This window comes from Microbacterium sp. ZW T5_45, from assembly GCF_044987415.1.
Classification (GTDB): Bacteria; Actinomycetota; Actinomycetes; order Actinomycetales; family Microbacteriaceae; genus Microbacterium.
Genome location: NZ_JBJDRJ010000001.1, coordinates 141,865 through 166,990, shown reverse-complemented (window position 1 = coordinate 166,990; position 25,126 = coordinate 141,865). Strand labels below are relative to the sequence as shown.

The 25,126-nt window shown below is 69.5% G+C and carries 18 protein-coding genes; 8 read left to right on the top strand and 10 right to left on the bottom strand.

The window, feature by feature from the left end:
* Positions 1 to 12: 12 nt before the first annotated feature.
* From ACI3KS_RS00745 to ACI3KS_RS00730, 4 genes are read left to right on the top strand one after another with little or no spacing between them, the layout of a single operon-like run.
* Positions 13 to 978, top strand: coding sequence for a carbohydrate ABC transporter permease (locus tag ACI3KS_RS00745; RefSeq protein ID WP_404914177.1), 966 nt, complete (start codon positions 13 to 15; stop codon positions 976 to 978).
* On the top strand, positions 978 to 1,865 hold the full coding sequence (locus ACI3KS_RS00740) for a carbohydrate ABC transporter permease (RefSeq protein WP_404914175.1): 888 nt from the start codon (positions 978 to 980) through the stop codon (positions 1,863 to 1,865). Before ACI3KS_RS00745 ends, ACI3KS_RS00740 begins: the two co-directional genes overlap by 1 nt.
* A complete protein-coding gene (yicI, locus tag ACI3KS_RS00735) occupies positions 1,865 to 4,099 on the top strand; it encodes an alpha-xylosidase (RefSeq protein ID WP_404914173.1) in 2,235 nt (744 codons plus the stop codon). Before ACI3KS_RS00740 ends, yicI begins: the two co-directional genes overlap by 1 nt.
* Positions 4,096 to 5,517, top strand: a complete 1,422-nt coding sequence (locus tag ACI3KS_RS00730; RefSeq protein ID WP_404914171.1) for a GH1 family beta-glucosidase — start codon at positions 4,096 to 4,098, stop codon at positions 5,515 to 5,517. Before yicI ends, ACI3KS_RS00730 begins: the two co-directional genes overlap by 4 nt.
* A gap of 80 nt (positions 5,518 to 5,597) precedes the next feature.
* Here the strand turns inward: ACI3KS_RS00730 and ACI3KS_RS00725 are convergent, their stop codons facing one another.
* Complete coding sequence (locus ACI3KS_RS00725) at positions 5,598 to 6,401, bottom strand: hypothetical protein (RefSeq protein ID WP_404914169.1); 804 nt, start codon at positions 6,399 to 6,401, stop codon at positions 5,598 to 5,600.
* A gap of 220 nt (positions 6,402 to 6,621) precedes the next feature.
* Here ACI3KS_RS00725 and ACI3KS_RS00720 point away from each other — a divergent pair, with 220 nt between their 5' ends.
* Positions 6,622 to 7,461: an endonuclease domain-containing protein gene (locus ACI3KS_RS00720; RefSeq protein ID WP_404914167.1), complete on the top strand. Its 840-nt coding sequence runs from the start codon at positions 6,622 to 6,624 to the stop codon at positions 7,459 to 7,461.
* A 104-nt stretch (positions 7,462 to 7,565) separates the two neighbouring features.
* Here the strand turns inward: ACI3KS_RS00720 and ACI3KS_RS00715 are convergent, their stop codons facing one another.
* The 7 genes from ACI3KS_RS00715 to gabT form a co-directional block, all read right to left on the bottom strand.
* On the bottom strand, positions 7,566 to 9,380 hold the full coding sequence (locus tag ACI3KS_RS00715; RefSeq protein ID WP_404914165.1) for an ABC transporter ATP-binding protein: 1,815 nt from the start codon (positions 9,378 to 9,380) through the stop codon (positions 7,566 to 7,568).
* Entirely contained in the window at positions 9,377 to 11,305 is a 1,929-nt protein-coding gene (locus ACI3KS_RS00710) for an ABC transporter ATP-binding protein (protein ID WP_404914163.1), read from the bottom strand. Before ACI3KS_RS00710 ends, ACI3KS_RS00715 begins: the two co-directional genes overlap by 4 nt.
* Before the next feature lie 300 nt (positions 11,306 to 11,605).
* Positions 11,606 to 12,157: a methylated-DNA--[protein]-cysteine S-methyltransferase gene (locus ACI3KS_RS00705; RefSeq protein ID WP_404914161.1), complete on the bottom strand. Its 552-nt coding sequence runs from the start codon at positions 12,155 to 12,157 to the stop codon at positions 11,606 to 11,608.
* The gene (locus ACI3KS_RS00700) at positions 12,154 to 13,668 is read right to left on the bottom strand and encodes a DNA-3-methyladenine glycosylase 2 family protein (RefSeq protein ID WP_404914159.1); all 1,515 of its coding nucleotides are present in this window, start codon (positions 13,666 to 13,668) and stop codon (positions 12,154 to 12,156) included. The genes ACI3KS_RS00705 and ACI3KS_RS00700 overlap by 4 nt, the downstream gene beginning before the upstream one ends.
* A gap of 78 nt (positions 13,669 to 13,746) precedes the next feature.
* Positions 13,747 to 15,195 (bottom strand): aldehyde dehydrogenase family protein, encoded by a 1,449-nt coding sequence (locus ACI3KS_RS00695; protein WP_404914157.1) that lies wholly within the window; start codon positions 15,193 to 15,195, stop codon positions 13,747 to 13,749.
* Complete coding sequence (locus ACI3KS_RS00690) at positions 15,192 to 16,376, bottom strand: acyl-CoA dehydrogenase family protein (protein WP_404914155.1); 1,185 nt, start codon at positions 16,374 to 16,376, stop codon at positions 15,192 to 15,194. The genes ACI3KS_RS00695 and ACI3KS_RS00690 overlap by 4 nt, the downstream gene beginning before the upstream one ends.
* Positions 16,373 to 17,698 (bottom strand): 4-aminobutyrate--2-oxoglutarate transaminase, encoded by a 1,326-nt coding sequence (gene gabT, locus ACI3KS_RS00685; protein ID WP_404914153.1) that lies wholly within the window; start codon positions 17,696 to 17,698, stop codon positions 16,373 to 16,375. Before gabT ends, ACI3KS_RS00690 begins: the two co-directional genes overlap by 4 nt.
* A gap of 89 nt (positions 17,699 to 17,787) precedes the next feature.
* Here gabT and ACI3KS_RS00680 point away from each other — a divergent pair, with 89 nt between their 5' ends.
* Entirely contained in the window at positions 17,788 to 19,137 is a 1,350-nt protein-coding gene (locus tag ACI3KS_RS00680) for a PucR family transcriptional regulator (protein ID WP_404914151.1), read from the top strand.
* 3 nt (positions 19,138 to 19,140) lie between these two features.
* Here ACI3KS_RS00680 and ACI3KS_RS00675 read toward each other — a convergent pair whose 3' ends face one another.
* Positions 19,141 to 20,292: a CaiB/BaiF CoA transferase family protein gene (locus ACI3KS_RS00675; RefSeq protein WP_404914149.1), complete on the bottom strand. Its 1,152-nt coding sequence runs from the start codon at positions 20,290 to 20,292 to the stop codon at positions 19,141 to 19,143.
* Positions 20,289 to 21,308, bottom strand: a complete 1,020-nt coding sequence (locus ACI3KS_RS00670) for a LacI family DNA-binding transcriptional regulator (protein WP_404914147.1) — start codon at positions 21,306 to 21,308, stop codon at positions 20,289 to 20,291. The genes ACI3KS_RS00675 and ACI3KS_RS00670 overlap by 4 nt, the downstream gene beginning before the upstream one ends.
* A gap of 142 nt (positions 21,309 to 21,450) precedes the next feature.
* Here ACI3KS_RS00670 and ACI3KS_RS00665 point away from each other — a divergent pair, with 142 nt between their 5' ends.
* Both ACI3KS_RS00665 and ACI3KS_RS00660 read left to right on the top strand, forming a co-directional pair.
* Positions 21,451 to 23,478, top strand: coding sequence for a primary-amine oxidase (locus tag ACI3KS_RS00665; RefSeq protein WP_404914145.1), 2,028 nt, complete (start codon positions 21,451 to 21,453; stop codon positions 23,476 to 23,478).
* A gap of 37 nt (positions 23,479 to 23,515) precedes the next feature.
* Entirely contained in the window at positions 23,516 to 25,126 is a 1,611-nt protein-coding gene (locus tag ACI3KS_RS00660) for an ABC transporter substrate-binding protein (RefSeq protein WP_404914142.1), read from the top strand.

Below are 25,126 nucleotides of genomic sequence, written 5' to 3'. Positions count from 1 at the left end.
CTGGAGATGAACATGTCACTCGCCACACGCGAGGGCCGCCGCGCCAAGCTGCCGCCCGAACAGCCGTCGATCCCGCAGCGCAGCGGCGGAACCGGCGCCTACTGGTTGTACCTGCTCCCCGGCTTCGTGCTGCTGCTCGTCGTCGTCATCGTGCCCCTCATCTGGAACGTGTATCTCACGTTCACGAAGTGGAAGGGTGTGCGGACGCCGGAGTTCATCGGCCTGGAGAACTGGCAGAAGATCCTCACCGACAGCGACTTCTGGACCTCCTTCACCAACTCGGTGTGGATGATCCTCGCCATGGTCGTCGTGCCGACGATCGTCGGTCTCATCGTCGCCGCACTGCTGTTCGACGTCGTCGGCCGCAAATTCGGCGGCAAGGTCGGCAGCTTCCTCCGTGCCACCTACTACCTCCCCCAGATCCTCCCCATCGCCGTCGCCGGCATCGTGATCGGATGGATCGTCCGCCCCGGAGAGGACGGCGCACTGAACCAGATCCTCAGCTGGTTCGGCGCACCGCCGTACGACTGGCTGGGGCAGATGCCCTCGGCGCTCATCGTCCTGATGGTCGTCATGGTCTGGGTGCAGCTGGGCTACCCCGTCGTCGTGTTCATGGCGGCCCTCCAGCGCGTCGATCCCGAACTCTACGAAGCGGCGGAACTCGACGGCGCCAACTGGTTCCAGCGCTTCTCCGCGATCACGATGAGCATCATCCGTCCGGAGATCTTCGTCGTCACCCTCACCTGCACGATCGCCGCTCTCAAGGTGTTCGGGCCGGTCTACATCATCACGCGTGGCGGCCCCGCGGGCTCGACGCTCGTGCCGGCGTACTACGCCTACCAGGAGTTCTTCACCAAGCGGAACGTCGGCTACGGCGCCACGATCGCGACCGTCCTCACGATCGTCGTCGTGATCGTGTCGATCGTCTTCATCCGCGTGCAGAACTCGCTCGAGCGCAAGGAAAGGGCGGGGCTGTGATGCACGCGACCACTGCCATCGTGACCGGGAAGTCCACGAAGAGCCGCGCACGCGGCGGCATGACCAAGAAGCGGCCCATCGACTGGCTGCTGCTCGCCCTCGTGATCGTGGGCGCGCTGCTCGTCATCGCGCCGTTCTACCTGGTGCTGGTGAACTCGTTCAAGTCGCCGGTCGACTACGCGACCTCCGGTCCGCTCGCCTTCCCCGAGTCCTTGGACTTCGGCGGCATCATCAAGTTCTGGGAACGGGTGAACTTCCCCGAGAAGGTCTGGAACTCGATCTTCATCGCCGGAGTCGTCTCGGTGCTCGCGGTCGGAATCTCGATGCTCAACGCCTTCGCCATCGGCATCGGCCGCGTGCGCGGCCGCAGCTGGATCGTGCTGCTCTTCCTGCTGGCGAACCTGCTGCCGCAGGAGGCCCTGCTCTACCCGCTGTACTACATGTTCAAGTCGGTGGGTCTCTACGACAACATCTGGTCGGTCATCATCGTCTTCACGGTGATCCAGGCCGCGTTCGGCACCTACCTGCTGTCGTCGGTGTACGGCACCTTCCCGAAGGAGGTGCTCGAAGCGGCATCCCTCGACGGAGCCAACCGCTGGCAGATCCTGTGGCGCGTCGTCTTCCCGATCAGCCGCCCGACACTGTCGGTGCTGCTCATCTTCTTCTTCATCTGGACGTGGAACGAGTTCCTCATCCCGCTGACGTTCCTCGCCTCGAACTCGAACCAGACGGTTCCCGTCGCGATCAGCGTGCTGCAGGGCGACCGGCTCATGGACGTCACCACCACGAGCGCATCGGCCCTTCTCGGCATCATCCCCACGCTCATCTTCTTCCTCATCTTCCAGCGCACCCTCACCCGGGGCATCACGGCAGGAGCAGTCAAGTAATGAAGTTCACCGACGGGTTCTGGCAGCTTCGCCCCGGCGTCACCGCGCTCTATGCGCAGGAGGCGTACGACATCGCAGAGACCACCGACACCCCCGACGGACCCGGCATCGTCGTCACCGCCCCCACCATGGTGATCGCCAAGCGCGGCGACACACTCAACCGGCCGGTGCTCACCACGACCCTCTCCTCCCCCGCCGAGGGCGTCATCCGCGTGCGGATAGAGCACCACGCGGGCTCCCGGACACACGACGGCTTCGTACTCCCTGGGGCCGGCGCGGGTTCGGCATCCGTCTCCGTCACGGCCGACGGCGGCGTGCTGGATGCCGGCGCCCTGGTCGCCCGCATCGCTCCCGGCGCGCCGTGGAACCTCTCGTTCGAGGTCGACGGACGGCGGGTCACGGGGAGCGGACTCAAAGCCCAGGGCTACGTCCAGCTCGCCCCCGGAGCGCAGGTCGATCCCGGCATCGTGAGCAACGCCCGCCAGGGCGGCGGCGTTCCCCGCCCCGCGTCGTTCGTGCACGAGCAGCTCGAACTCGGCGTGGGTGAGCAGATCTACGGTCTCGGCGAGCGGTTCGGCCCCCTGGTGAAAAACGGTCAGAGCGTCGACATCTGGAACGCCGACGGCGGTACCTCCAGCGAGCAGGCCTACAAGAACGTGCCGTTCCACCTGTCGAGCCGCGGCTACGGCATCCTCGTGAACGATGCGGGCCACGTCTCCTACGAGATCGGCTCCGAGGCCGTCGAACGCGTGCAGTTCTCGGTGTCGGGCGAGGCGCTGGAGTACTTCGTGTTCGCCGGTCCCACGCCCAAGGCGGTGCTGGGTCGGTACACCGCGCTCACCGGCCGCCCGCCCGTGGTGCCCGCGTGGTCGTACGGCCTGTGGCTCTCGACGAGCTTCACGACCGACTACGACGAGGCGACCGTGAACTCGTTCCTCGACGAGATGACCGCGCGGGAGCTGCCCGTGTCGGTGTTCCACTTCGACTGCTTCTGGATGCGCGAGTTCAACTGGTGCGACTTCGAGTGGGATCCGCGGGTGTTCCCCGACCCCGAGGGCATGCTCGAACGACTGCACGACAAGGATCTGCGCGTGTGCGTGTGGATCAACCCGTACATCGCTCAGCGCTCCCCGCTCTTCCGCGAAGCCGCCGACCAGGGCTTCCTCGTGAAGCGCGCCGACGGCACCGTCTGGCAATGGGATCTCTGGCAGGCCGGCATGGGGCTCGTCGACTTCACGAACCCCGAGGCGACGGCGTGGTACCAGGGCAAGCTGCGGGCGCTCGTCGCCCAGGGCGTCGACTGCTTCAAGACCGATTTCGGCGAGCGCATCCCCACCGATGTCGTCTGGTCCGACGGCGCGGATCCCGAGCGCATGCACAACCTCTACACGGACCTCTACAACCGCGCGGTGTACGACGTGCTCACCGAGACCCGCGGCGAGGGAGAGGCAGTGCTGTTCGCGCGCTCCGCGACCGCCGGCGGGCAGAGCATGCCCGTGCACTGGGGCGGCGATTCGACGTCGACGTTCACCTCGATGGCCGAGACGCTGCGCGGAGGCCTGTCGCTCGCACTCTCGGGCTTCGCGTTCTGGAGCCACGACATCGGCGGCTTCGAGGGGACGCCGGATGCCGGCGTGTTCAAGCGCTGGACGGCCTTCGGCCTGTTGGGGTCGCACTCGCGCTTCCACGGGTCGAGCTCGTACCGAGTGCCGTGGGCGTTCGACGACGAGGCCGTCGACGTCACCCGGATCTTCACGCACCTCAAACTGCGCCTGATGCCGTACCTCTACCAGCAGGGGCTGGAAGCCGCGACGACGGGTGTGCCGCTGATGCGCCCGATGGTGCTCGAGTTCCCGGAGGACCCCTCGAGCGCCTATCTCGACCGGCAGTACATGCTGGGTTCCGATCTGCTCGTCGCGCCGGTGTTCTCGCCCGACGGCGAGGTGGAGTTCTACCTGCCGACCGGCGAGTGGACGTCGCTGCTCACCGGTGAGACGGTGACCGGGGGCGGCTGGCGCCGCGAGACGCACGGCTTCGACTCGCTCCCGCTCTACGTCCGCCCAGGGACAGCACTCCCCTGGGGTGCGCGCGTGGACCGGCCGGACTACGACTACCACGAGGGGCTCACGTTCCGTGTGTTCCCTGGCGGCAGCGGCACGGCATCCGTCACGGTGACGAACCCGGACGGCCGCGTGGAGACCTACCCTGTCGACCTGTCGGAGGTCACCGCGTGACCGACGGCTACCGCGGCGCTGGGCTCGTCTTCCCCGAGGGCTTCACGTTCGGCTCTGCCACGGCGTCGTACCAGATCGAGGGGGCGGCCTCGGAGGACGGCCGCACCCCGTCGATCTGGGACACGTTCAGCAAGACACCCGGCCGCGTGTGGAACGGCGACACCGGTGATGTGGCCTGCGACCACTATCACCGGGTCGATCAGGACCTCGACCTCATGTCGAAGCTCGAGCTGCAGGCGTACCGCTTCTCGATCGCCTGGCCCCGCATCGTGCCGACCGCGTCAGGAGAGGTGAACCAGGCAGGACTCGACTTCTACTCCCGTCTGGTCGACGGGCTCCTCGAGCGCGGCATCCGACCGGTGGCGACCCTGTACCACTGGGACCTTCCGCAGTATCTCGAGGACGCCGGAGGCTGGACCTCGCGTGCGACCACCGACGCGTTCGAGCGCTACGCCGAGATCATGGGCACGGCGCTCGGCGACCGGGTGCACACCTGGACGACGCTGAACGAGCCGTGGTGCTCGGCCTACCTCGGTTACGGCCAGGGCGGTCACGCCCCCGGTCGCCACGAGCCGGCATCCGCCCTGTCGGCCGTGCACCATCTGAACCTCGCCCATGGGCGGGCGGTGCAGGCGCTGCGATCGACCTCGAGCGGCGATCCGGACTACTCGGTCACGCTGAACTTCCACGTTCTGCGTGGGCAGGGCGACGGGGCCGCGGAGGCGATGCGGCGCATCGACGCTCTCGCGAACCGCGCGTTCACGCATCCGATGCTGCGCGGCGAGTACCCGGCGGATCTGCTCGAGGACACCGCCGCGGTCACCGACTGGGCGTTCGTGCAGGACGGCGATCTCGCGACCATCAACCAGCCGATCGACGTGCTCGGGGTGAACTACTACTCCACGGCGACCGTTCGGCTGTGGGACGGCGTCTCGCCGCAGCAGCAGAACGACGGGCACAAGGGCGCCGCGGGTGGCACCGCCTGGCCGGGCAGCGACCGGATCGTCGAGTTCGTCGAGCAGCCGGGTCCGTACACCGCCATGGGCTGGAACATCGCGCCGGAGGGACTGGAGGAGCTGCTCGTGTCGCTCTCGGAGCAGTTCCCCGAGCAGCCGCTCATGGTCACCGAGAACGGGGCCGCATTCGAGGACGAGGTCGCCGAGGACGGGTCGATCCCCGACCCCGAGCGCACCGACTACCTCCGTCGGCACTTCACAGCGGCGCACCGGGCTCTCGAGCGCGGCGTGGACCTGCGCGGCTACTTCGTGTGGTCGCTGCTGGACAACTTCGAGTGGGGCTACGGCTACGCCAAGCGGTTCGGCATCGTGCGGGTCGACTTCGACACTCTCGAGCGCACGGTGAAGGACTCCGGGCACTGGTACCGCGAGCTCATCGGCTCACGCACCGTCAACGGCTGATCCCGGCTGTTCGAGGCCCCGTCCGCGCATGCGCGGACGGGGCCTCGCCGTGAGCGGGGTCTCACGGCCTGGTCGTCGGGTCAGCGGCCGTCGCCGCGACGCTTGCGGGTCGTCCACGCCTCGATCGCGGATGCCGCGGCGCCCGCCGCCCTGTCGAGCGCCTCGGCGGAGCGGGTGATGACGTCCTGCGCGGCATCCTGCCAAGCCGCTGCCGACGGCGACTCCCCCGCTTGGGCGCGGGCGGCGTGCTCGGCGACGTCGAGAGCCCGAGCGAGGGCCGCGACCGCGTCGCGGTAGGCCGCGTACTGCGCGGGGGTCGGCGAGTCCCCCGCGATGCGACGCGCTTCGACGGCCTCGCCCGAGGCGCGGAGATACGCGGCGGTCGCGGGCTGCTTGACGTCGGTCATCGCCGGGTAGGAGATCTGCAGGCCGGGGTCCGTCTCGTACAGGATCCAGCGGCCGACGATGTGGTCGTGCTCGGCACGGAGCCGGTCGAGCGGACGAGGACCGGATGCCGCGGGGATCGCGGCCCTGGCGACGCTGAGCCTCGCGCGCTTCGCGCGGACATCGGCGAAGCCCGCCTTGAGGTCGCGTTCGGCGTCGCGCAGCATCCGCTTGGCGCTGGCGACCTGCTCGGGACCCGCCCGACGCGCCGACCGTTCGGCGCTCACGTGCTGGTGGTCGGCTCGTGCGATCTTGACCGCTGCCCGCTTCTCGACGAGCGCGGCCCTGGCTTCCCTGAGCTCGTGGCGGGCGGCGTCGTACGCGATGCGCCGTCCGTTCGTGGATCCGCGTCGGCGCAGCGCGATGGTGCCGGCTGTCACGCCGCCGATTCCGACGGCCGCGGTCCACCACCACTCACCGAGGAGCATCAATGGGTCCATGCCTCGATGCTACCGACGCATCGGCCCGGGGCCCGCGCTGCGGCCCGGGTCGTGCCCGTGCAGTGAATTCGGAGAACCTCGACTTTCTCGGACGTTCCCGAGCTCATCGTCCGATTTCGATGCATCCGTCCGATCAAGGTCGTTCGTCCACAGAGGCGGAACACGTGGTCTTATCCATGCATCGCGCGACTCCGACCTCGCGCACGGCAGAGTGACGCCTATGGAACTGACACAATGGCTGCACGCACAGGGCGGGATCGCCCACCGCTCGGACGCACGGGATGCCGGATACTCGCCTCACGCCATTCGTCGAGCGATCGCGGACGCCAGTGTAGAGCCCATCGGGCGACGATGGCTCGCACGATCGGATGCTCCGACGGATCTTCGCCGCGCTGCGGCAGCCGGAGGGGCGCTCACCTGCGTCTCTTCGGCACGCCGACGGGGGTGGTGGGTGCCGCCCGAGGACTCCGGGGCCCTGCACGTGCATCTCTCCCCGGGCGCCGCTGTGCCCCGAAGCGACGTCGTCGCCCACTGGTCGAAGCCGCTCGGACCGGCGCGTCCTCGAATGCTCGAGGCGTCCGTAGAGGACGCGCTCGCGCATGCGGCGCGCTGTCTCGCGCTCGAGCATGCGGTCGCGATGTGGGAGAGCGCGGCACGCGTCGAACAGATCTCGATCGACTCCCTCCGGCAGGTCCGCTGGCGTGACGCGATCGCCCGACGATGTGCCGAACAACTCCGTCCTGGCACGGATTCATCGCTCGAGACGATCTTCCGTGTTCGGCTGAGTTCTTGGGGCGTACCCGTGCGCATGCAGGTCTTCCTGGCGGGGCGCACGATCGACTTCCTCATAGGAACCCACCTCATCGTGCAGATCGACGGATGGAGCTTTCACTCCTCTTCAGCGGATCGGACGCGCGACATCGCTCACGATGCGATGCTCCGGATGCGCGGCTACACAGTTCTCCGCTTCTCGTATGCCCAGGTCATCCATCGGTGGCCCGAGGTCGAGAACGCGCTCTCCCAGGCGATCGCGCGAGGACTTCATCTGCGGGCCGCATAGCGAGATCGGAGGATCACACCCTGTTCGGACGATTCAGTAAAGATCATCCGATCTGGGTGCGGTCCTCCGATCTCGGCCGCTAAACCCGCGTCCGAGCCCGGGCGTCAGACGAGGGTCTCTTGCCACGCCGCATGCAGCTGCGCGAACCTGCCCGTGCCGCCGATCAGGGCGTCGGGGCTGTCGTCCTCGATGATCCGGCCGTGCTCCATCACCAGCACCCGATCCGCGATCGCGACCGTCGACAGACGGTGCGCGATGATGATCGCCGTGCGGTCCTTGAGCAGCGTCTGCAGAGCATCCTGGATCAGGCGTTCCGACGGGATGTCCAGCGACGCGGTCGCCTCGTCGAGGATCAGCACCGACGGATCGGCGAGGAAGGCCCGCGCGAACGAGATCAGCTGCCGCTGCCCGGCCGACACCCGACCGCCGCGCTTGTTCACATCGGTGCCGTAGCCGTCGGGCAGCGACGAGATGAACTCGTCCGCGCCCACGGCTCGGGCGGCCGCGCGGATCTCGTCGAGCGTCGCATCCGGCTTGCCGAGCGCGATGTTGTCGGCGACGGTGCCGCTGAAGAGGTAGGCCTCCTGCGTCACCATCACGATCGCCCGGCGCAGATCCTTCGGATGCAGGGTGCGCAGGTCGACTCCGTCGAGCGTCACGCGCCCCTCCGAAGGATCGTAGAAGCGCGAGATGAGCTTCGCGAGGGTCGACTTGCCCGCACCGGTCGTCCCGACCAGTGCGATCGTCTGACCCGCCGGGATGTCGAGCGAGAAGTTGGGCAGGATCGTCTTGTCGCCGTTGTACCCGAAGGTCACCTCGTCGAACTCGATGTGCCCTCGGGACTCCCAGAGGTCGATCGGCTTCTCGGGATCGGGAACCGTCGGCACCTCCTCCAGCACACCGGACACCTTCTCGAGTGCGGCTGTGGCGGACTGGTACGAGTTCAGGAACATCGCGATCTCCTGCATCGGCGCGAAGAAGTTCCGCACGTACAACACCGCGGACAGCAGGACGCCGACCGTCAGCGCGCCATCGGAGACCCGGATGCCGCCCCACAACACGACGAGTCCGAGGGTGAGCGCCGCGACGCCCATCAGCCCCGGCTCGAACGTGCCGAACAGCAGCATCGAGCGCCGGTTCACGTCGCGGTAGTCGCCGGCGACCTTCTGGAAGGCGTCGTCGTTGCGCGGCTCCTTGCGGAACGCCTTGACGGCGCGGATGCCGGTCATCGTCTCGACGAACTGCACGATCACCTTCGCGCTGATCACGCGGGACTCGCGGTACACGAGCTGCGAGCGCGAGTAGAACCAGCGCATGAGCAGGAACAGCGGGATGCCGGCGATCGCGAGGATCACTCCGGACTGCCAGTCCCACACGCACAGCGCAATGAAGGTGAAGACACCGAACAGCACCCCGGAGACCAACTCGTTGAGGCCTCCGTCGAGCAGCTCCTTGATCGAGTCGAGATCGCTCGTCTGACGCGAGATGATGCGGCCCGACGTGTACGACTCGTGGAACTCCAGACTGAGCTTCTGCGTGTGCAGGAAGATGCGCTTGCGCAGATCGAGCAGCACCGCTTGGGTGAGGCGAGCGGCGATCATCACATACCAGGCGATCAGCACGGCGGCCACGGCGCCCGCGAGCAGGTAGACGCCGCCGATGAGGAAGGTCGGCATCCAGTCGGCGCCGTCGAGAACGGCCGGCAGGGCACGGTCGAGACCGATGCTGATGAGGATCGGTCCCGCGACCTGCAGGGCGGTCGACACCACGAGCACGAGGGCGGCGAGCACGATCTGGGGTCGCAGCGGGCGCACGAGCGAACCGAGCAGACGCAGCGAGCGCTGACGGATCGCCCTGCTCTCCTCCCGTGTGTAGCGGGAGCGATCCTCGTCCTGGGTCCCGGTGATGGCGGAGCTCATCGCTGCACCTCCTTCTCTGCGATCGGGTCTTCGGTGGCGGCGTCCTCGCGGATCCCCTCGTGCACGGCCTCCTCGACCTCGTCGGCGGTGTCACGCACGACGGGGATCGCCCCGGTGCGCGCCGCCTCCTCTGCTTCGAGGCTGGAGATGACATGCCGGTAGTGGCTGCTCGTCTTCAGCAGTTCGGAGTGCGTTCCGACAGCGGTGATGCGCCCGCGCTCGAGCAGCGCGACCCGATCGGCGAGAGCGACCGTCGACGGACGGTGCGCGACGATGAGGGCCGTCGTGTCGGCGAGCACGTGGCGCAGCGCCTCCTCGACGAGAGCCTCGGTGTCGACGTCGAGTGCCGACAGCGGGTCGTCGAGCACGAGCACCTTGGGGTTCGCGGCGACCGCTCGCGCGAGCGCGAGCCTCTGGCGCTGGCCACCGGAGAGGCTCAGCCCCTCCTCGCCGATGATCGTCTCGACGCCCTCGGGCAGCGAGTCGACGAACGCCGCCTGCGCGACGTCGAGCGCCTCGCGGAGCACCCGCTCCGCCTCGTCGGAGTGGACGTCGAGATCGGCACGCCCCAGCAGCACGTTCTCGCGAACGGATGCCGAGAACAGGGTCGCGTCCTCGAACGCCATGGCGATGTGCCGGCGGAGTTCGGCCAGGCCGAGGTCGCGCACATCGACGCCGTCGAGCGTGACCCGACCGCCCGTCACGTCGTACAGCCGCGCGGGAAGGGTCGTCAGCGTGGTCTTGCCGCTGCCGGTGAGGCCGACGAGAGCCATGGTCTCACCGGGGCGCAGCACGAGGTCGATGCCGTCGAGCAGATCGCGTTCGTGAGCGCCCGCGTCCTGATAGCGGAACCGGGCGCCCTCGAAGGCCAGTTCGCCCCGAGGCTCCTCGATGCTGACCGGCTTCTCCGGATCGGTGATCGTGTTGATCTCCGAGAAGATGTCGAACACGCGATCGGTCGCCGTGCGGGCATCGAGCATGAACGAGAACAGGAATCCGATCGACTCGATCGGCCACCGCAGCACGGTCGCCATCGCGAAGAACGCGAACAGCTCCGGCAGCTCGATGGCTCCCTGCGAGATGAGCCAGATGCCCGACATCAGACTCAGCCCGAAGGCGATCTGCGGCATGAGGTCGAGCCAGAACCAGATCGACGCGATGGCGCCGGCCTTGCTCATCTCGGTCTCGCGCAGCGTCTCGGCCTGACGGCTGAATCGGGTGAGGGCATGCTTTCCGCGACCGAACGCTTTGAGCACCCGGATGCCGTGCACGCTCTCCTCCACGCTGGTGGCGAGGTCTCCGGCCTGGTCCTGGCTGCGCCGGGTCAGAGCGCCGTAGCGCTTCTCGAACAGGTAGCCGCGGATCCACAGCGGGATCGCCGTCACGATGAAGATCGCGCCGAGCAGCCAGTGCCACCGGAAGAGCAGCACCGCGCCGATCACGATCGTGAGCACGTTGACGACGAGCAGCACGAGCCCGAAAGCGAGCCAGCGACGGATGAGACCGATGTCCTGCATCATGCGGCTCAGCAGCTGCCCCGACTGCCACCGGTCATGGAACGCGACGGGCAGGGTCTGCAGGCGCGCATAGAGATCCGTGCGCATCCGGTACTCGACCTCGGTCGAGGGGTTGAGCACGAACTGGCGGCGCAGCCACACCATGAGCGCCTCGCCGAGCGCGAGCCCGAACACGGCGACGGCACCCCAGACGATGGCGTCGATCGCCCCGGACATGACGGGGCCGCGGATGATCTGCTCGAGGACGATCGGGATCATCAGCGCGATGATCGCGGCGGCGAGTGCGCTGCACGCCCCACCGAACAGACGCCAGATGACGGGACGGACGAACGGCTTGAGGCGCCAGAGCGCCGCCGGAGTGGAGAGCGAGGAGGACGGGGACGGATTCTGCGATGGCGACGAGGACATGACTCTCAGACGAGTTTCGTATGCGAAAGGATGCGTGACGACGGACGCGGCGCGGCGGAAGCCGCCGCTGGTCCGGAGCGGAGGAAGACGGAGACGGGGTACGCGGCGCTAGCCGCGATACCCGCGCACCGGGATCGAGCCGAGGATTGCGGAGCGCGTGGTGACGATCGTTGTCATGGTGTCCTCCTCAGGGCTCGGCGATGCCGCTCGGTCGACGCGACAGCCCTCCAGCCTATTCCTGTGAACCGGCTGGACGCAAGAGTCATTCCCTCGTCGGCGAATTCAGCCGGACAGGGGTTGTCAGGCGGCGGCCTCCCGCGCGAGAAGTCCCCGTTTGACCGGCACTCCCCAGGCGAATCCCCCGAGTGTGCCGTCGGTGCGCAGCACCCGGTGACAGGGGACGAAGAGGGCCGGCGCGTTCCGCGCGCAGATCGAGGCCGCGGCTCGCACCGCCCGCGGATTGCCGAGACGGTCGGCGAACTGCGTGTACGTCAGTGGCTCCCCGGGGCGGATGCGGCGCAGCATGGCCCAGCCGGCGAGCTGCAGCTCGGTGCCCGTCTGCGCGACGGCGACGTCGTCGATCGCAGAGAGGTCGCCGCCGTAGTACGCGCGCACCGCCGAGGCGGCATCCGTCTCCCCCTCGACGATCCGTCCCGCGATGCCCTGCTCCTCGACGCCCCGGCCCACGACGCCTCTGCCCTCGATGAGGGCGAGCGGATGCCGGGACCCGAGGCGTGCGCGAATCGCCTCGACAGACTCCGTCCAGCCGGAGGCGAGCACGCGCTGCTCGGCATCCGCCAGGATCGTGAACGGCCCGTCCGGGGTGTCGACGGTCTGGATGATCGCGGTCATGATGTCTCCTTCGTGATGATGCGCGGTGCCGTGCTCGTGCGCGGCGCCGCGGCGCGTCGGCGGGGCGCGCGAACCGGCGCCGCGCGCCAGAGGTGGGCGCTGAGATAGCTGCGCCAGGGCGCGGTGCGCGCCGCCCACGCGGTGATCCCCGCCGGATCGCCGGGGAGACCGGATGCCGCCGCGCCCGCCCGCAGGGCGACGTCGCCGGGCAGCAGCACGTCCGGATCACCGAGCACCCGCATGCGGACGTAGTCGGCGGTCCAGGGCCCGATGCCCGGCATCGCGAGCAGCGCCGCGCGCTGCTCGACGCCGTCGTCGCCGACCGTGAGAGCGAGTGAGCCCTCGGCGAGCGCGGTCGCGGCTCCGGTGATCGCGCGGATGCGTGCCACGGGCCCGCGGAGGACGTCCGCGCCGCGCTCGGCGATCGCTGCCATGGTCGGGAACAGCAGGCCGTTCTCGGTCCGCTCCCCCAGCGCGGCGGTGAGCGCCGTCAGCGCCGTGCGCGCCGCGACGACCGTGATCTGCTGCCCGATCATCGCGCGGATCAGCATCTCGTGCGGATCCGCGGCTCCGGGCACACGCATGCCGGGCGTGCGCGCGACCAGCGGAGCGAGTTCGGGGTGCGCGCTCAGCGCCTCCTCGATCGCGATCGGGTCGGCGTCGAGGTCGAACAGTCGACGCACGACGGCGACGAGGGGCGCGAGATCAGCCAGCTTCGCGACCTGTGCGCGCAGGTGCACGCGCTCGCCGGCATCTTGACGCACCTCGAACCAGGCGGGGCCGCCGGGCATGCGCAGGTGACGGGAGAACGACGTCGTCGTCGCCTCTTCGACGCCGTCGACCGCCCGCGCGGCCATCCAGGCGAAGACACCGGCGGCGTCGAGAGGACCCCGGTGGGGCAGCACGAGATCGATGCTGCCGGGAACCGCATGCTCCCCCGCGGGGCGCCGGGCGCGCAGAGCGGTGGGGGTGAGATCGAAGACCTCGCGGATCGTCTCGTTGCACTGGCGGATGCTGGAGAACCCGGCCGAGAACGCGACGTCGGCGATCGGCATGTCGGTGCCGACCAGCAGCATCCGAGCCGTGTGGGCCCGGTGCGCACGCGCGAGGGCGAGGGGCCCTGCGCCGAGCTCGGCTGCGAGCAGCCTCGTGAGATGGCGACTCGAGTATCCGAGCCGCGCCGCGAGCCCCGGCACACCCTCGCGCTCGACGACACCGGAGGCGATCAGCCGCATCGCACGCGCGGCGGTGTCGCTGCGGATGTCCCAGGCAGGAGAGCCGGGAGCGGCCTCGGGGAGGCAGCGCTTGCACGCGCGGAACCCGGCCTCATGGGCCGCCGCGCTCGTCGGGTAGAAGGTGACGTTCTCGGGTTTGGGCGTTCGGGCGGGGCAGCTGGGGCGACAGTAGATGCCGGTCGAGCGCACCGCGGTGACGAACTGGCCGTCGAAGCGCGTATCGCGAGCGCTGATCGCGCGGTACCGCTCGTCGAAGTCCGTCAGGGGAAGGCTCATGCCTCCACTCTGCCACCGGTCGCTGGCATCGGCTGGCGGAAATCGGACACGACGGTAGACCCGTCTCCGCCCGTCGACTCAGCCTCGCAGGTACACCGTCGCCGTCTCCGTGAAGAAGTCCCTGGCCGCAGCCCCCTGCTCCTTCGGACCGAGCGCGCTCGCCCCGCTGCCACCGAACGGCACATGCAGATCGGCGCCGGCCGATGCCGAGTTGATGTGCACGACCCCGACCCTGATGTCCTCGATCGCACGCAGCGCGTCGGCGAGATCCCTCGTGAACACGGCGGTGGACAGACCGTACTCGCTGTCGTTCACGAGCGCGATGCCCGCCTCGGTGCTGGGCACCCGGCGCACGCCGACGACCGGACCGAAGAGCTCCTCCGTCCAGAGTTCACCGGGGGCGTCCTCGTGCAGCTCGAACACGGACGGCGGGACGAAGTACCCCTCCGCGAGGTCGCCGGTCGCGTAGGGCTCCGGCGCGACGATCGCTGTCGCCGTCGACCGAGCGCGAACCAGCGCCGCCGCGACACGGTCGCGGGCCGCGATGTCGACGACGGGTCCGACCTCGACACCCTCGTCCCGCGCGTCGCCGACGACCATCCGCTCGGTGCGGGCCGCGAGACGGCGCAGGAACTCGTCGGCCACGGCCTCGTGCACGATCACGCGCGAGGTCGCGGTGCACTTCTGCCCTGCCGCGCGGAACGCGCCGACCGCCACCTGTTCCACCGCGACGTCGAGGTCGGCGTCCGCGAGCACGAGGGCGGCGTTCTTGCCGCCCATCTCGCCCTGGAACGGGATGCCGCGCGCCGCGAGCTGCGATGCGATGAGCCGCCCGACCTTCGTGGAGCCCGTGAAGGTCACGGCATCCGCCTCGGGGTGCGCCACGATCGCCTCGCCCACGGCGGCGGTGCCGTTGACGAGGTTCAGGACGCCCCGCGGCAGGCCCGCCTGTTCGAGCGCCTCGGCGAAGCGCATCGCGAGCACGGGGACGAACGTGGCCGGCTTCCAGACCACCGTGTTGCCCCACACGAGCGCGGGCGCGAGCTTCCATGCCGGGATCGAGATCGGGAAGTTGAACGGGGTGATCGCCCCGATCACCCCGACGGGACGGCGGATCACGAGGATCCGCTCCCCCGGGGTCGGGGATTCGAAGACGCCGCCGCTCTGCCGCTCGACCTCCTGCGCATGGAAGCGGAGGATGTTCGCGGAGTGTCCGGTCTCGGCCACGGCCTCGGCGACCGTCTTGCCCTCCTCGCGGGCGAGTTCCCGCCCCCATTCGTCACGATGCGCGTCGATGATGTCGGCCGCACGCAGCAGGATGGACGCGCGTGCACGTGCCGGGGTCCGGCGCCACCCGTCGAACGCAGCCCTGGCGGCGAGGTAGGCGCGGTCGACGTCCGCGTCCGAGGCTCCGGGTCCCTCGGCGACGATGTCGCTCGGACGGCTCGGATTCACGTCGACGAGCGGCTCGCCACGCCCCTCGATCCAGGCGCCGTCGATGAAGTGACGCAGGGTGATGGCGGTCATGATGCTCCCTCGATGGTGGTGGTCCGGAAGGCGGGGATGCCGGTGATGTGCGCGCCGAGCACGAGCGTGTGGATCTCATCCGTGCCCTCGTAGGTGCGCACGGACTCCAGGTTCGCCGCATGGCGGAGGGGCGGATAGTCGCCGGAGACGCCGTTGCCGCCGAGGATCGTCCTCGCCTCCCGGGCTATCGAGATCGCGGCCCGCGTGTTGCTGAGCTTCGCGACCGAGATCTGGTGGGGAGCAAGCGCACCGGCATCCTTCAGACGGCCGAGTCGCAGGGCGAGCAGCTGCGCCTTCTCGATCTCGACGGCCATGTCGACGAGCTTCTGCTGGGTGAGCTGGAACGACGCGATGGGCTGATTGAATTGCATGCGCGAGCGCGAGTACGACAGGGCCGTCGCGTAACTGTCCCTGGCTGCGCCGATCACTCCCCACCCGATGCCGTAACGGGCCTCGTTCAGGCAGGAGAACGGAGCGCGCAGTCCTCGCGCGTCCGGCAGCTGCGCGTCGGCGGGCAGCCGCACGTCGGTGAGGGTGATGTCGCACTGGATCGAGGCGCGCATGGACAGCTTCGGGGCGATCGGCGTCGCGACGAATCCCTCGGCATCCGTCGGCACGATGAAGCCCCGGATGCCGTCGTCGGTCTGTGCCCAGATGATCGCGACCTGCGCGATGGAGGCGAGCCCGATCCAGCGCTTGGCGCCGTTGAGCACCCACTCGTCACCCTCCCGACGCGCGAACGTCGTCATGCTCGACGGGTCCGATCCGGAGTTCGGCTCGGTGAGTCCGAAGCAGCCGATGACCTCCCCCCGCGCCATCCGCGGGAGCCATTCCTGCTTCTGCTCCTCACTGCCGTGCTTGTGGATGGCGCTCATCGCGAGAGATCCCTGCACCGACACGAAGGTGCGCAGCCCCGAGTCACCGGCCTCGAGCTCCATCGCCGCGAGGCCGTACTCCACGGCGCTGCGGCCGGCGCAGCCGTAGCCGCTGAGGTGCATGCCGAGCAGGCCCAGCTCGGCGAGCTCGGGCACGAGCTCCGTGGGGAAGACGGCACGGTCGTACCAGTCGGCGATGTGCGGGCGGATGCGGGCGTCGACGAAGCTCCGCACGCGGTCACGTGTCGTGCGTTCGTCAGCGGAGAGCATCTCGTCGAAGTCGAGCAGGTCGGGAACGGTGGTCATGCGGCTGCCTCCTCGGCGACGACGGAGCGGATGGATGCGGTGAGGATCTCGAGCCCGGCGTCGAGCACGTCGTCGTCTATGACCAGCGGAGGGAGCAGTCGGATGACGTTGCCGAAGGTGCCGCAGGTGAGCGAGATCACGCCCGCCGCATGGCACGCGGCCGAGACGCGCTGCGCGAGGTCGGCCCGTGGCGCGAGAGTCCCGGGGTCGGCGAACTCGATCGCCATCATGGCACCGCGGCCGCGCACATCGGCGACGACGTCGAGCTCGACGAGAAGCAGTTCGAGGTGGCGACGGATGCGCTGTTCGATGCCCGCGACCTGCGGGAGCAGGCCCGGGTCGTCGAGCACCTCGAACACCGCGAGCGCGGCGGCGCATGCCAGCGGGTTGCCCGCATAGGTGCCCCCGAGGCCGCCAGGATGCGCGGCATCCATGATGTCGGCGCGACCGGTGACGGCGCTGAGCGGAAGGCCGCCGCCGAGCGCCTTCGCGGTCAGTGTGATGTCGCCGGCGACCTGCTCGTGCTCGCTCGCGAACAATCGCCCGGTGCGGCCGAGACCGGTCTGGATCTCGTCGACCACGAGGACGATGCCGTGGGCGTCCGCGAGGCGGCGGAGGCCGGCGAGGAAACCCTCGGCGGGGACGACGAAGCCGCCCTCGCCCTGGATCGGTTCGACGACGAGCGCAGCGAAGTGCGCGGGACCGTGCGCGAGGACGATGCGCTCGATCTCTGCGAGAGCGTCCTCCGCTCCGGTGCCGCGCAGCGGGTTCGCGTTCGGGCCGCGGACGACGTCGCCGGGGAACGGACCGAACGAGGTCTTGTAGGGGTGCTCCTTCGCCGTCATGGCCATCGTCAGCAGCGAACGGCCGTGGTAGGCCTCGTCGATGACGAGCACTCCTGGACGACCCGTATGGGCACGGGCGATCTTCACCGCGTTCTCGACCGCCTCGGCGCCGGTGCTGAACAGCGCGGTCTTCTTCTCGAAGTCACCCGGCACATGCTGGTTGAGCCACTCGGCGACACGGACGAAGCCCTCGTACTCGGTGACCATGAAGCACGTGTGGGTGAAGAGATCGAGCTGCGCCGCCACGTTCTCGCGCACCCGGGGGTTGGCGGCGCCGACACTCGTGACCGCGATGCCGGAGGCGAGGTCGATGAGCGTATTGCCGTCGACGTCCTGGAGCGTGGAGGTTCCGGCGCTCGCGATGAAGACGGGCAGGGTGACGCCGAATCCGGAGGCGACGGCCGCAGTCCGCTGCGCGTGGAGCTCACGCGATCGGGGGCCGGGGATCTCGGTGATCAGATGGGGCACGGAGGTCATGAGGTCGACGCTAGAGCGCCGCGCCCGTGCTCGCATGTACATCTCGCCCATCCTTTGCGCTATTGCTGTGCATCACGCACAATGAACCCATGGTGTCCCTCGGCGAACTCGTCGCTCTGGCCGGCAGCTCTCTGCGGCCGCTGGCCCCGTTCGACGCCGCGCGGTCGATCACCGGCGTCCACGTCTCGGAGCTCGACGATCCAGGACGTTACCTCGAGGGCGGCGAGCTCCTGCTCACCACGGGCATCCCGTTACGGGCCACGGCGGCGGACGCCTACGTCGACCGCCTCGCCGCACAGGACATCGGCGCGATCGGCATCGGCCTCGGCGAGGGATGGGAGCACGCACCTCGCGCGGTCGTCGACCGCTGTCGCGCGGCGGGTATCCCGGTCTTCGAGGTCCCCGACGGCGCACCCTTCCTCGACGTCTCACGCGCGTTCTGGTCGATCGCCGGCCGCGGAGGTCAGGAGGAGGCGATCCGCACGGCGCACGCCCACACGCGAATGGTGCAGGCGGCAGCGGGACCCGATCCGATCGCGGCGGTCGTCCGCGTGATGGCGCAGGCGATCGGGGGGTGGGTGGCATGGCTGCCGCTGGGGCACGGCACGGCTCCGGCACTGCTGCATCCGCGGTCGCTGGAGGGCATGCTGCCCTCGGTGCGAGCCGACGTCGAGAGGTCGCTGTTGCGCTCAGGAGTCGAGGTCGCCTCCTTCGTCTCGCACGGCTCGACCGTGGTGGCTCATGCGGTCACCGACGGCGAGCGCACGCGTGGCGCTCTCGCTCTGGGTGCGGGGCGGCCGTTCGGCGGCTCCGATCGCCGACTCGCGCTCACCGCCACCGCTCTGCTGCGTCTGCTGACCGCGGAAGACGTCGGCGGATCGACTCCGCCCGAGGACTGGATCACCGCGCTCGCCTTCCGAGGCGAGGCCGCGGCCGCGCGAGCGCTGGCCGCGGCATCCGGCGTGGAGTTGCCGATGCTCTTCCGTGTGCTCGCCGGAGGGGCATCGGCAGGAGGCGGCCTCGGACGCGCCATCGACATCGACGGTGCGCACCTCACGCTGTGGCCCGCCGATTCCGCGCCGACCGAGGGCCCCGGCGTGCTCAGCGGCGAGATCGGCCTCGAAGATGTCGCCGCCACCGCCGCGCGCGTCACCGCGATGCACCGCTCCACGGCGGCCGACGGTCTCCGGATCGATGCGGGCGATCGCGCCCGGACCTGGGTGGCCGCTCTCGCCACCGCCGATCCGGATCTGCGTCCGACAGTGACCGCCTACCTGCGCAATCGGCAGCAGGCGGAGCGCACGGCACGTGCACTGGGCGTGCATCGGAACACCATCCGTCCGCGCATCCTGGCCGCGGAGAGACTGCTCGCCGTCTCATTCGACGATCCGGACGTGGCCGCCGAGCTCTGGATCGCACTCCGCGACCTCGCTCGCTAGGCCCTAGGCCTCGGCGTCGAGCCAGGCGCGGATCGCCTCGTCGTGCTCGCCCAGCAGCGGCGGCGCCGTCGCGGCCACGGGAATCTCCGGGGTCCACGCGATCGGCGGGCGGATCTGCCGGGAGCGTCGCCCATCGGCGCCCACGGCCTCCCACACGGGGTCGAGTCCGAGCCTGTCGGCGAGCGCGATGCCGTCTCCGATCGTGTTCACGACACCGGCCGCGACTCCGATCCGGTTCAGGCGATCCGCCCAGGCCGCGGCGGTGTCGTGCGCGAGCGCCGACTCGAGTTCGACGACCAGAGCCGCACGATGCTCCACGCGGTCGGGGTTGCGCAGGAATCGGGGGTCGTCGGCGAGCTCCGGGCGTCCGAGCTCGCGGGCCATGCGAGCGAACTGCGCATCGTTGCCGCAGGCCACGGCGATGGGGGCGTCGGAGCAGCGCAGCGACTCGTAGGGCGCGATGGAGGGGTGTCGATTGCCGAGTCGGCCCGGCTCCGTGCCGGCCCCCAGATGGGCCGACACCTGATTCACGAGCGCGGCCTGCAGGCTCGACAACAGGTTGACCTCGATCCGGGAGCCGCGTCCGGTGCGCTCGCGCCGCCGCAGCGCGGCGAGGATGCCGATCACCGCATCCTTGCCCGTGAGCACATCGACGAGCGCGACACCGGCCTTCATCGCGTCGCCGTCGGCGTCGCCGGTGATGTGCATCAGACCCCCGACCGCCTGCGCGACGAAATCGTAGCCGGGCAGCTCGGCACCGGGTCCGAGACCGAAACCGCTGACCGACACGGAGATGAGTCGCGGATGAGCGGCCGAGAGCGCCTCCACGTCGAAACCGAGCTTCGCGAACAGGCCCGGTCGGAAGTTCTCGATGACGACATCGCTGCGGGCGATGAGCTCGTGCGCTCTCGCGGCATCGGCCGGATCGGTGAGATCCAGGGTCACCGACTCCTTGCCCCGGTTCGCGGACTCGAAGTACGTCGTGACGCCGGACGCGGCGTACGGCGGACCCCAGGCGCGGGTGTCGTCCCCGGCGCCCGGCCGTTCGACCTTGATCACCCTGGCGCCGAGGTCGGCGAGAGTCATCGTCGCCAGCGGGCCGGCGAGCACACGCGAGAAGTCGGCGACGAGGATGCCGTCGAGAGGAGCGGTCATCCGCGCACCCTCAGCGCCTGCGCGGTGGAGTCCCGCGCCACCACGGAGATCGGGAACTCCACATCGGCACCGCGCGCCGCCCGGCCGTCGAGCAGATCGATGAGCAGCTCGGCGCAGGCGACGCCCGAGTCGCGGGGTCGCAGATCGATCGAGGTGATCGAGGGGGTCAGGAACGGCAGGGACGGGTGATCGACGCACGAGACGACGGTGATGTCCTCGCCGATCGTGCGCCCGAGCCGTCCGAGCACCGCCACGACCTCGATGGCGCTGGAGTCGGGGCCGCAGATGATCACGTCGGTCTCGGGATGCTCCTGCAGCAGTCGCTCTGTCGACTCGCGCACCGCCGGCCACGGCGCATCGAACGAGATCGGCGCGATCACCGGGTCGAGGTCGCGCGCCGCACACCCCCGGCGGTATCCGGAAACCAGCTGACGCGACCAGTCCGTCGCGTCCGGCGCCACCAGGAGGGCGGGATGCCGCGCCTGCGTCACGTCGATCTCCTCGAACAGCCGGAGCATCGCCGCCTCGTGGGACGACCACACGACGCCGTCCGGCGTGCCGGCGATGTCGTCCGGCAGATGCTCCTGGGTGACGATCGGGATCCCCGACGACATCAGCGCCGGCAGCGCCGCGTCCCCCGAGAGCGGGTCGCCGATGATGAGCCCGTCGGCGCGGATCGGGCGCGAACGGCCGGACGAGACGGATGGGCTGACGATCGTCACGTCGATGTCGTGCGCAGCGGCGCTCGTGACGATGCCGAACGTGAAGGCCATGTAGTACGACGAGCGCGACACGACCTCGGGCAGCACGATGCCGATCGTGCCGATCGCACCTCCGCGGAGATGCCGAGCCGCGGTGTTCACGGAGTAGCCGAGGTCCGCCGCGGCGGCGAGGACGGCCTCGCGGGTGGCCGAGGAGACGCGTCCACCGCCGCTGAGCGCATCGGACGCCGTGGTCTTCCCGACCCCTGCGCGCCGAGCGACATCGATCAATCGGGCGCGCCGTGGCTCTTGCATGCGGCCGAGTCTAACCACACGGGAGCACTCGTAATCCACCCGAAACAGATCGGGTCTTGCGCTGTAACACGCTTTTCGCATACTTTTGCCGGAACGTTCCGGCACGCAGACGTTCCGGCACTCACCTTCCGATGGAGAATCCATGAACTGCAGCTGTTCCCCGTCCGACCACGTCCAGCGCTCGCGTCGACTCGGCGACGAATCCGGCGCGCCCTACGCGACGCTCTCCGCGGACGAACTGCAGCGCGTCGCCGAGATCCTGCGGGCGAACGACGCACTCGACGAGGCGCACCGCATCGCGTACATCGGACTCGACGAGCCCGATCGCGCAGAGGTCGCGGCGGGCCGCGACGTGCCGCGCCGGGCACGCGTGCAGCTCCTCGACGTCGGCAGCGGACGTGCGCGGGCGCTGTCGGTCGACCTGGGCACCGGAACGCTCGCGAGCGACGTCGACATCGATCCCGACCTCGATGGCCAGGTTCCGCTGCTGCAGGAGGAGCACGGGATCATCCGCGAACTCATCGGTGCCGATCAGCGCTGGGCGGCTGCGCTGGCCGCGCGCGGCATCGACGATCCGAGCACGGTCGCTCTCGCCGGCCTCAGCGCGGGCCGCTACCCGATCGAGGGCGAACAGGGGCGCCGTCTGGCGCGGGTGCTCGGCCACCACCAGCCGACCCCGCAGACCATGCCGTGGGCGCATCCGATCGACGGCCTCGTCGCCTACGTGGACCTCGCGAGCCGCTCCGTGCTCGATGTGATCGACACCGGCGTGATGCCGATCCCGCAGGAGACCGGCGACTATCACGTGCCGGGCACCTTCGGCCCCGAGCGCACGACGCAGAAGCCGATCGTCATCCGGCAGCCCGAGGGGCCGAGCTTCTCGTTCGACGGCGACGTGATCTCCTGGGAGAAGTGGTCGCTGCGCATCGGCTACGACATGCGCGAAGGACTCATCCTGCACGGCATCGGCTTCGAGGACGACGACCGGGTGCGTCCGATCGTGCACCGCGCCTCCATCGCCGAGATGCTCGTCCCCTACGGCGACCCCGGTCCGGTGCGCTTCTGGCAGAACTACTTCGACACCGGCGAGTATCTGCTCGGTCGCCTCGTCAACTCCCTCGAACTGGGCTGCGACTGCGTAGGCGACATCACGTACCTCGACGTCCCGATCGCCGACGCCCGCGGTGAGGTGAAGGTGCTGCCGAACGCGATCTGCATCCATGAGGAGGATGCCGGCGTGCTCTGGAAGCACACCGAGCAGTTCACCGGGACGAGCGACGTGCGTCGTCAGCGTCGACTCGTGATCTCGTTCTTCGTCACGGTCGGCAACTACGACTACGGGTTCTACTGGTACCTCTACCTCGACGGGAAGATCGAGTTCGAGGCCAAGGCCACGGGACTCGTGTTCACCGCCGCGTACGACGAGCGCACCAGCAGGTTCGCCAGCGAGCTCGCACCGGGGCTCGCCGCGCCGTACCACCAGCACCTGTTCTGCGCCCGGCTGGACATGGCCGTCGACGACGGCCCCGCCGTCATCGACGAGGTCGACGTCGCGGCGCTCGCTATCGACGACGACAACCTCCACGGCACGGCGATCGGCTTCACGAAGACCCGTCTACGCAGCGAACAGGAGGGGCGGCGCCGGGCGAACCCCACCGTCGATCGCACGTGGCGCATCAGCAGTGCGACCGCGACGAACCGCCTCGGGCGGCCCACCTCCTACGTCCTCACCCCCGAGGGCAAGCCCGTGCTCCTCGCGCACCCCGAGTCCGTGATCGCATCGCGGGCCCGCTTCGCGACCTCCGACCTCTGGGTCACCGCCTACGATCCCGCCGAGCGCTATCCCGCGGGCGATGTCGTCAACCAGAGCGCCCCCGAGCAGGGCCTGCCCGCGTTCATCGCCGACGACGCCCCGCTCGAGGGCGCCGATCTGGTGCTGTGGCACACCTTCGGACTCACGCACTTCCCCCGCACCGAGGACTGGCCCATCATGCCCGTCGACACGTGCGGGTTCACCCTTAAGCCCCACGACTTCTTCGACCGGAACCCGACCCTCGACGTTCCGGCCTCCGCCACCGCATGCGTCTGCGCTCACGAGGATGCCGACGCTGCACGCACCGAGCACCACCTGCATCACCTCTCCGTCCGCCCGTCGTCGCACCACGGCTGACCCGCCGTCGTCCGGCATCCCGAAGGGAAACACCGACATGCACGCTGCAGCTCGCGCGGGGACGGCATTCGCCGCCGTCACCGTCCTCCTACTGACCGGGTGCGCCGCCGGCGCCTCACCCGACACTGAACCCACCCAGGACGAGGTCGCGCCCGGCTTCCTCGCCGTGTCCGACGAGTCCTTCGACACCGGCGGCGAGCTCGTCGTCCAGGTGGACTACGACACCGCCGAGGCGAGCGGCCTCGACCCCCAGGGGGCGGCGACTGCCCGCTCCTGGATGCTGGAGGGGCTCTCCTACGAGACCCTCACCACGATCGACGAGAACCTCGACGTCGCCCCCTCGCTCGCCACCTCGTGGGAGACGCCGAGCGACACCGAGTACGTCTTCACCCTCGCCGATGACGCGGTGTTCTCGAACGGACGCCCGATGGTCGCAGCCGACGTGGTCGGCAGCCTCCAGCGGCTTCTCGACACCCCGACCACCTGGACCGGACAACTCGGCCCCATCGCATCGGTCGAGGAGACGGGCGACCTCCAGGTCACCGTCACGCTCTCCGAGCCCTACGCGCCCTTCCTCGCAGCGCTCGCCAACACCCCGGCAGCCGTGCTGCCGATGGCCGAGATCGAGTCCGGCGAGGTCGACATCACGACCGAGATGGTAGGCACGGGCCCGCTCGTCGCGACGGCCCATCGGCAGGACGAGGAGTGGACCTTCGTGCCGAACGAGCACCACCCCGACGCGGCATCCCTCGGATTCTCGACGCTGACGATCGACATCGTCGGCGACGAGGCCACCAGGGCGGCCGCGCTCAGGGACGGCACCGCGGATTTCGCGGTGCTCAACTCGATCGACTCCGCCGAGCTCCTCGCGAACGCGAAGGACGTGACGGTCGTCGGCCAGCGCAACACCGACTTCCACTACCTCATGATCAACTCGCTCACGGGCGACGAGGCGCTGCAGGATCAGGACGTGCGATTCGCGATCAACAGCGCGATCGACCGGGATGCGATCAACGAACTGGCCTTCGGCGGCGCCACGGCCGCGACCGGTGTCACGCCCGCGGGGCTGCCCGACGCCTGCGTCGCCGCAGACCTGCCTTCGGCGGCTCGCGACGTGGCCGCGGCGAAGGCCGTGATCGATGAGATCGGCGGCCTGGAGCTCGACCTCGTCGTGTACACCGACGAGCCGGTGCTCGCGCAGATCGCTCAGGTCATGCAGCAGAACCTCGCTGAGATCGGGGTGACCGTCGAGATCCAGCAGGTCGACTACGCCACCTACTCCGCAGCCGTCTACGGCAGCCCAGCGGACTTCGATCTGGCGCTCAGCTGGTTCGCCGGCTACGCGGACCCTGCGATGGTCACCACGTGGTGGAACCCCGATGTGGCCGGCTTCTCGGCCGTCTTCATGAAGGGGTCGGACGAGCTCGACGGGCTCATCGCCGAGGGCTACGCGACCGAGCCCGGCGCCGACCGGGCCGCGGTGTTCGAGAACCTCTGCGCTGTCGCCGACGAGCAGAGCGAGATGGTGCCGCTGGTGCTGCGGCCTTCCACCATCGGGTGGAACACCGCCTCGCTGTCGCCGACGCTGAGCAGCGACGAGGGCTACGGCAACTTCCTCCGGTACATCACCCAGTTCCGCGCCGGCTGA

What these genes read in the sequence shown, in the direction of transcription:
- ACI3KS_RS00680 (WP_404914151.1), top strand. Translation starts at nt 17,788, where the DNA reads ATGGTGTCCCTCGGCGAACTCGTCGCTCTGGCCGGCAGCTCTCTGCGG.
- ACI3KS_RS00675 (WP_404914149.1), bottom strand. Translation starts at nt 20,292, where the DNA reads ATGACCGCTCCTCTCGACGGCATCCTCGTCGCCGACTTCTCGCGTGTG.
- ACI3KS_RS00660 (WP_404914142.1), top strand. Translation starts at nt 23,516, where the DNA reads ATGCACGCTGCAGCTCGCGCGGGGACGGCATTCGCCGCCGTCACCGTC.
- ACI3KS_RS00670 (WP_404914147.1), bottom strand. Translation starts at nt 21,308, where the DNA reads ATGCAAGAGCCACGGCGCGCCCGATTGATCGATGTCGCTCGGCGCGCA.
- ACI3KS_RS00695 (WP_404914157.1), bottom strand. Translation starts at nt 15,195, where the DNA reads ATGACCGCCATCACCCTGCGTCACTTCATCGACGGCGCCTGGATCGAG.
- ACI3KS_RS00690 (WP_404914155.1), bottom strand. Translation starts at nt 16,376, where the DNA reads ATGACCACCGTTCCCGACCTGCTCGACTTCGACGAGATGCTCTCCGCT.
- ACI3KS_RS00715 (WP_404914165.1), bottom strand. Translation starts at nt 9,380, where the DNA reads ATGAGCTCCGCCATCACCGGGACCCAGGACGAGGATCGCTCCCGCTAC.
- gabT (WP_404914153.1), bottom strand. Translation starts at nt 17,698, where the DNA reads ATGACCTCCGTGCCCCATCTGATCACCGAGATCCCCGGCCCCCGATCG.
- ACI3KS_RS00725 (WP_404914169.1), bottom strand. Translation starts at nt 6,401, where the DNA reads ATGGACCCATTGATGCTCCTCGGTGAGTGGTGGTGGACCGCGGCCGTC.
- ACI3KS_RS00745 (WP_404914177.1), top strand. Translation starts at nt 13, where the DNA reads ATGTCACTCGCCACACGCGAGGGCCGCCGCGCCAAGCTGCCGCCCGAA.
- ACI3KS_RS00700 (WP_404914159.1), bottom strand. Translation starts at nt 13,668, where the DNA reads ATGAGCCTTCCCCTGACGGACTTCGACGAGCGGTACCGCGCGATCAGC.
- ACI3KS_RS00740 (WP_404914175.1), top strand. Translation starts at nt 978, where the DNA reads ATGCACGCGACCACTGCCATCGTGACCGGGAAGTCCACGAAGAGCCGC.
- ACI3KS_RS00710 (WP_404914163.1), bottom strand. Translation starts at nt 11,305, where the DNA reads ATGTCCTCGTCGCCATCGCAGAATCCGTCCCCGTCCTCCTCGCTCTCC.
- ACI3KS_RS00665 (WP_404914145.1), top strand. Translation starts at nt 21,451, where the DNA reads ATGAACTGCAGCTGTTCCCCGTCCGACCACGTCCAGCGCTCGCGTCGA.
- yicI (WP_404914173.1), top strand. Translation starts at nt 1,865, where the DNA reads ATGAAGTTCACCGACGGGTTCTGGCAGCTTCGCCCCGGCGTCACCGCG.
- ACI3KS_RS00705 (WP_404914161.1), bottom strand. Translation starts at nt 12,157, where the DNA reads ATGACCGCGATCATCCAGACCGTCGACACCCCGGACGGGCCGTTCACG.
- ACI3KS_RS00720 (WP_404914167.1), top strand. Translation starts at nt 6,622, where the DNA reads ATGGAACTGACACAATGGCTGCACGCACAGGGCGGGATCGCCCACCGC.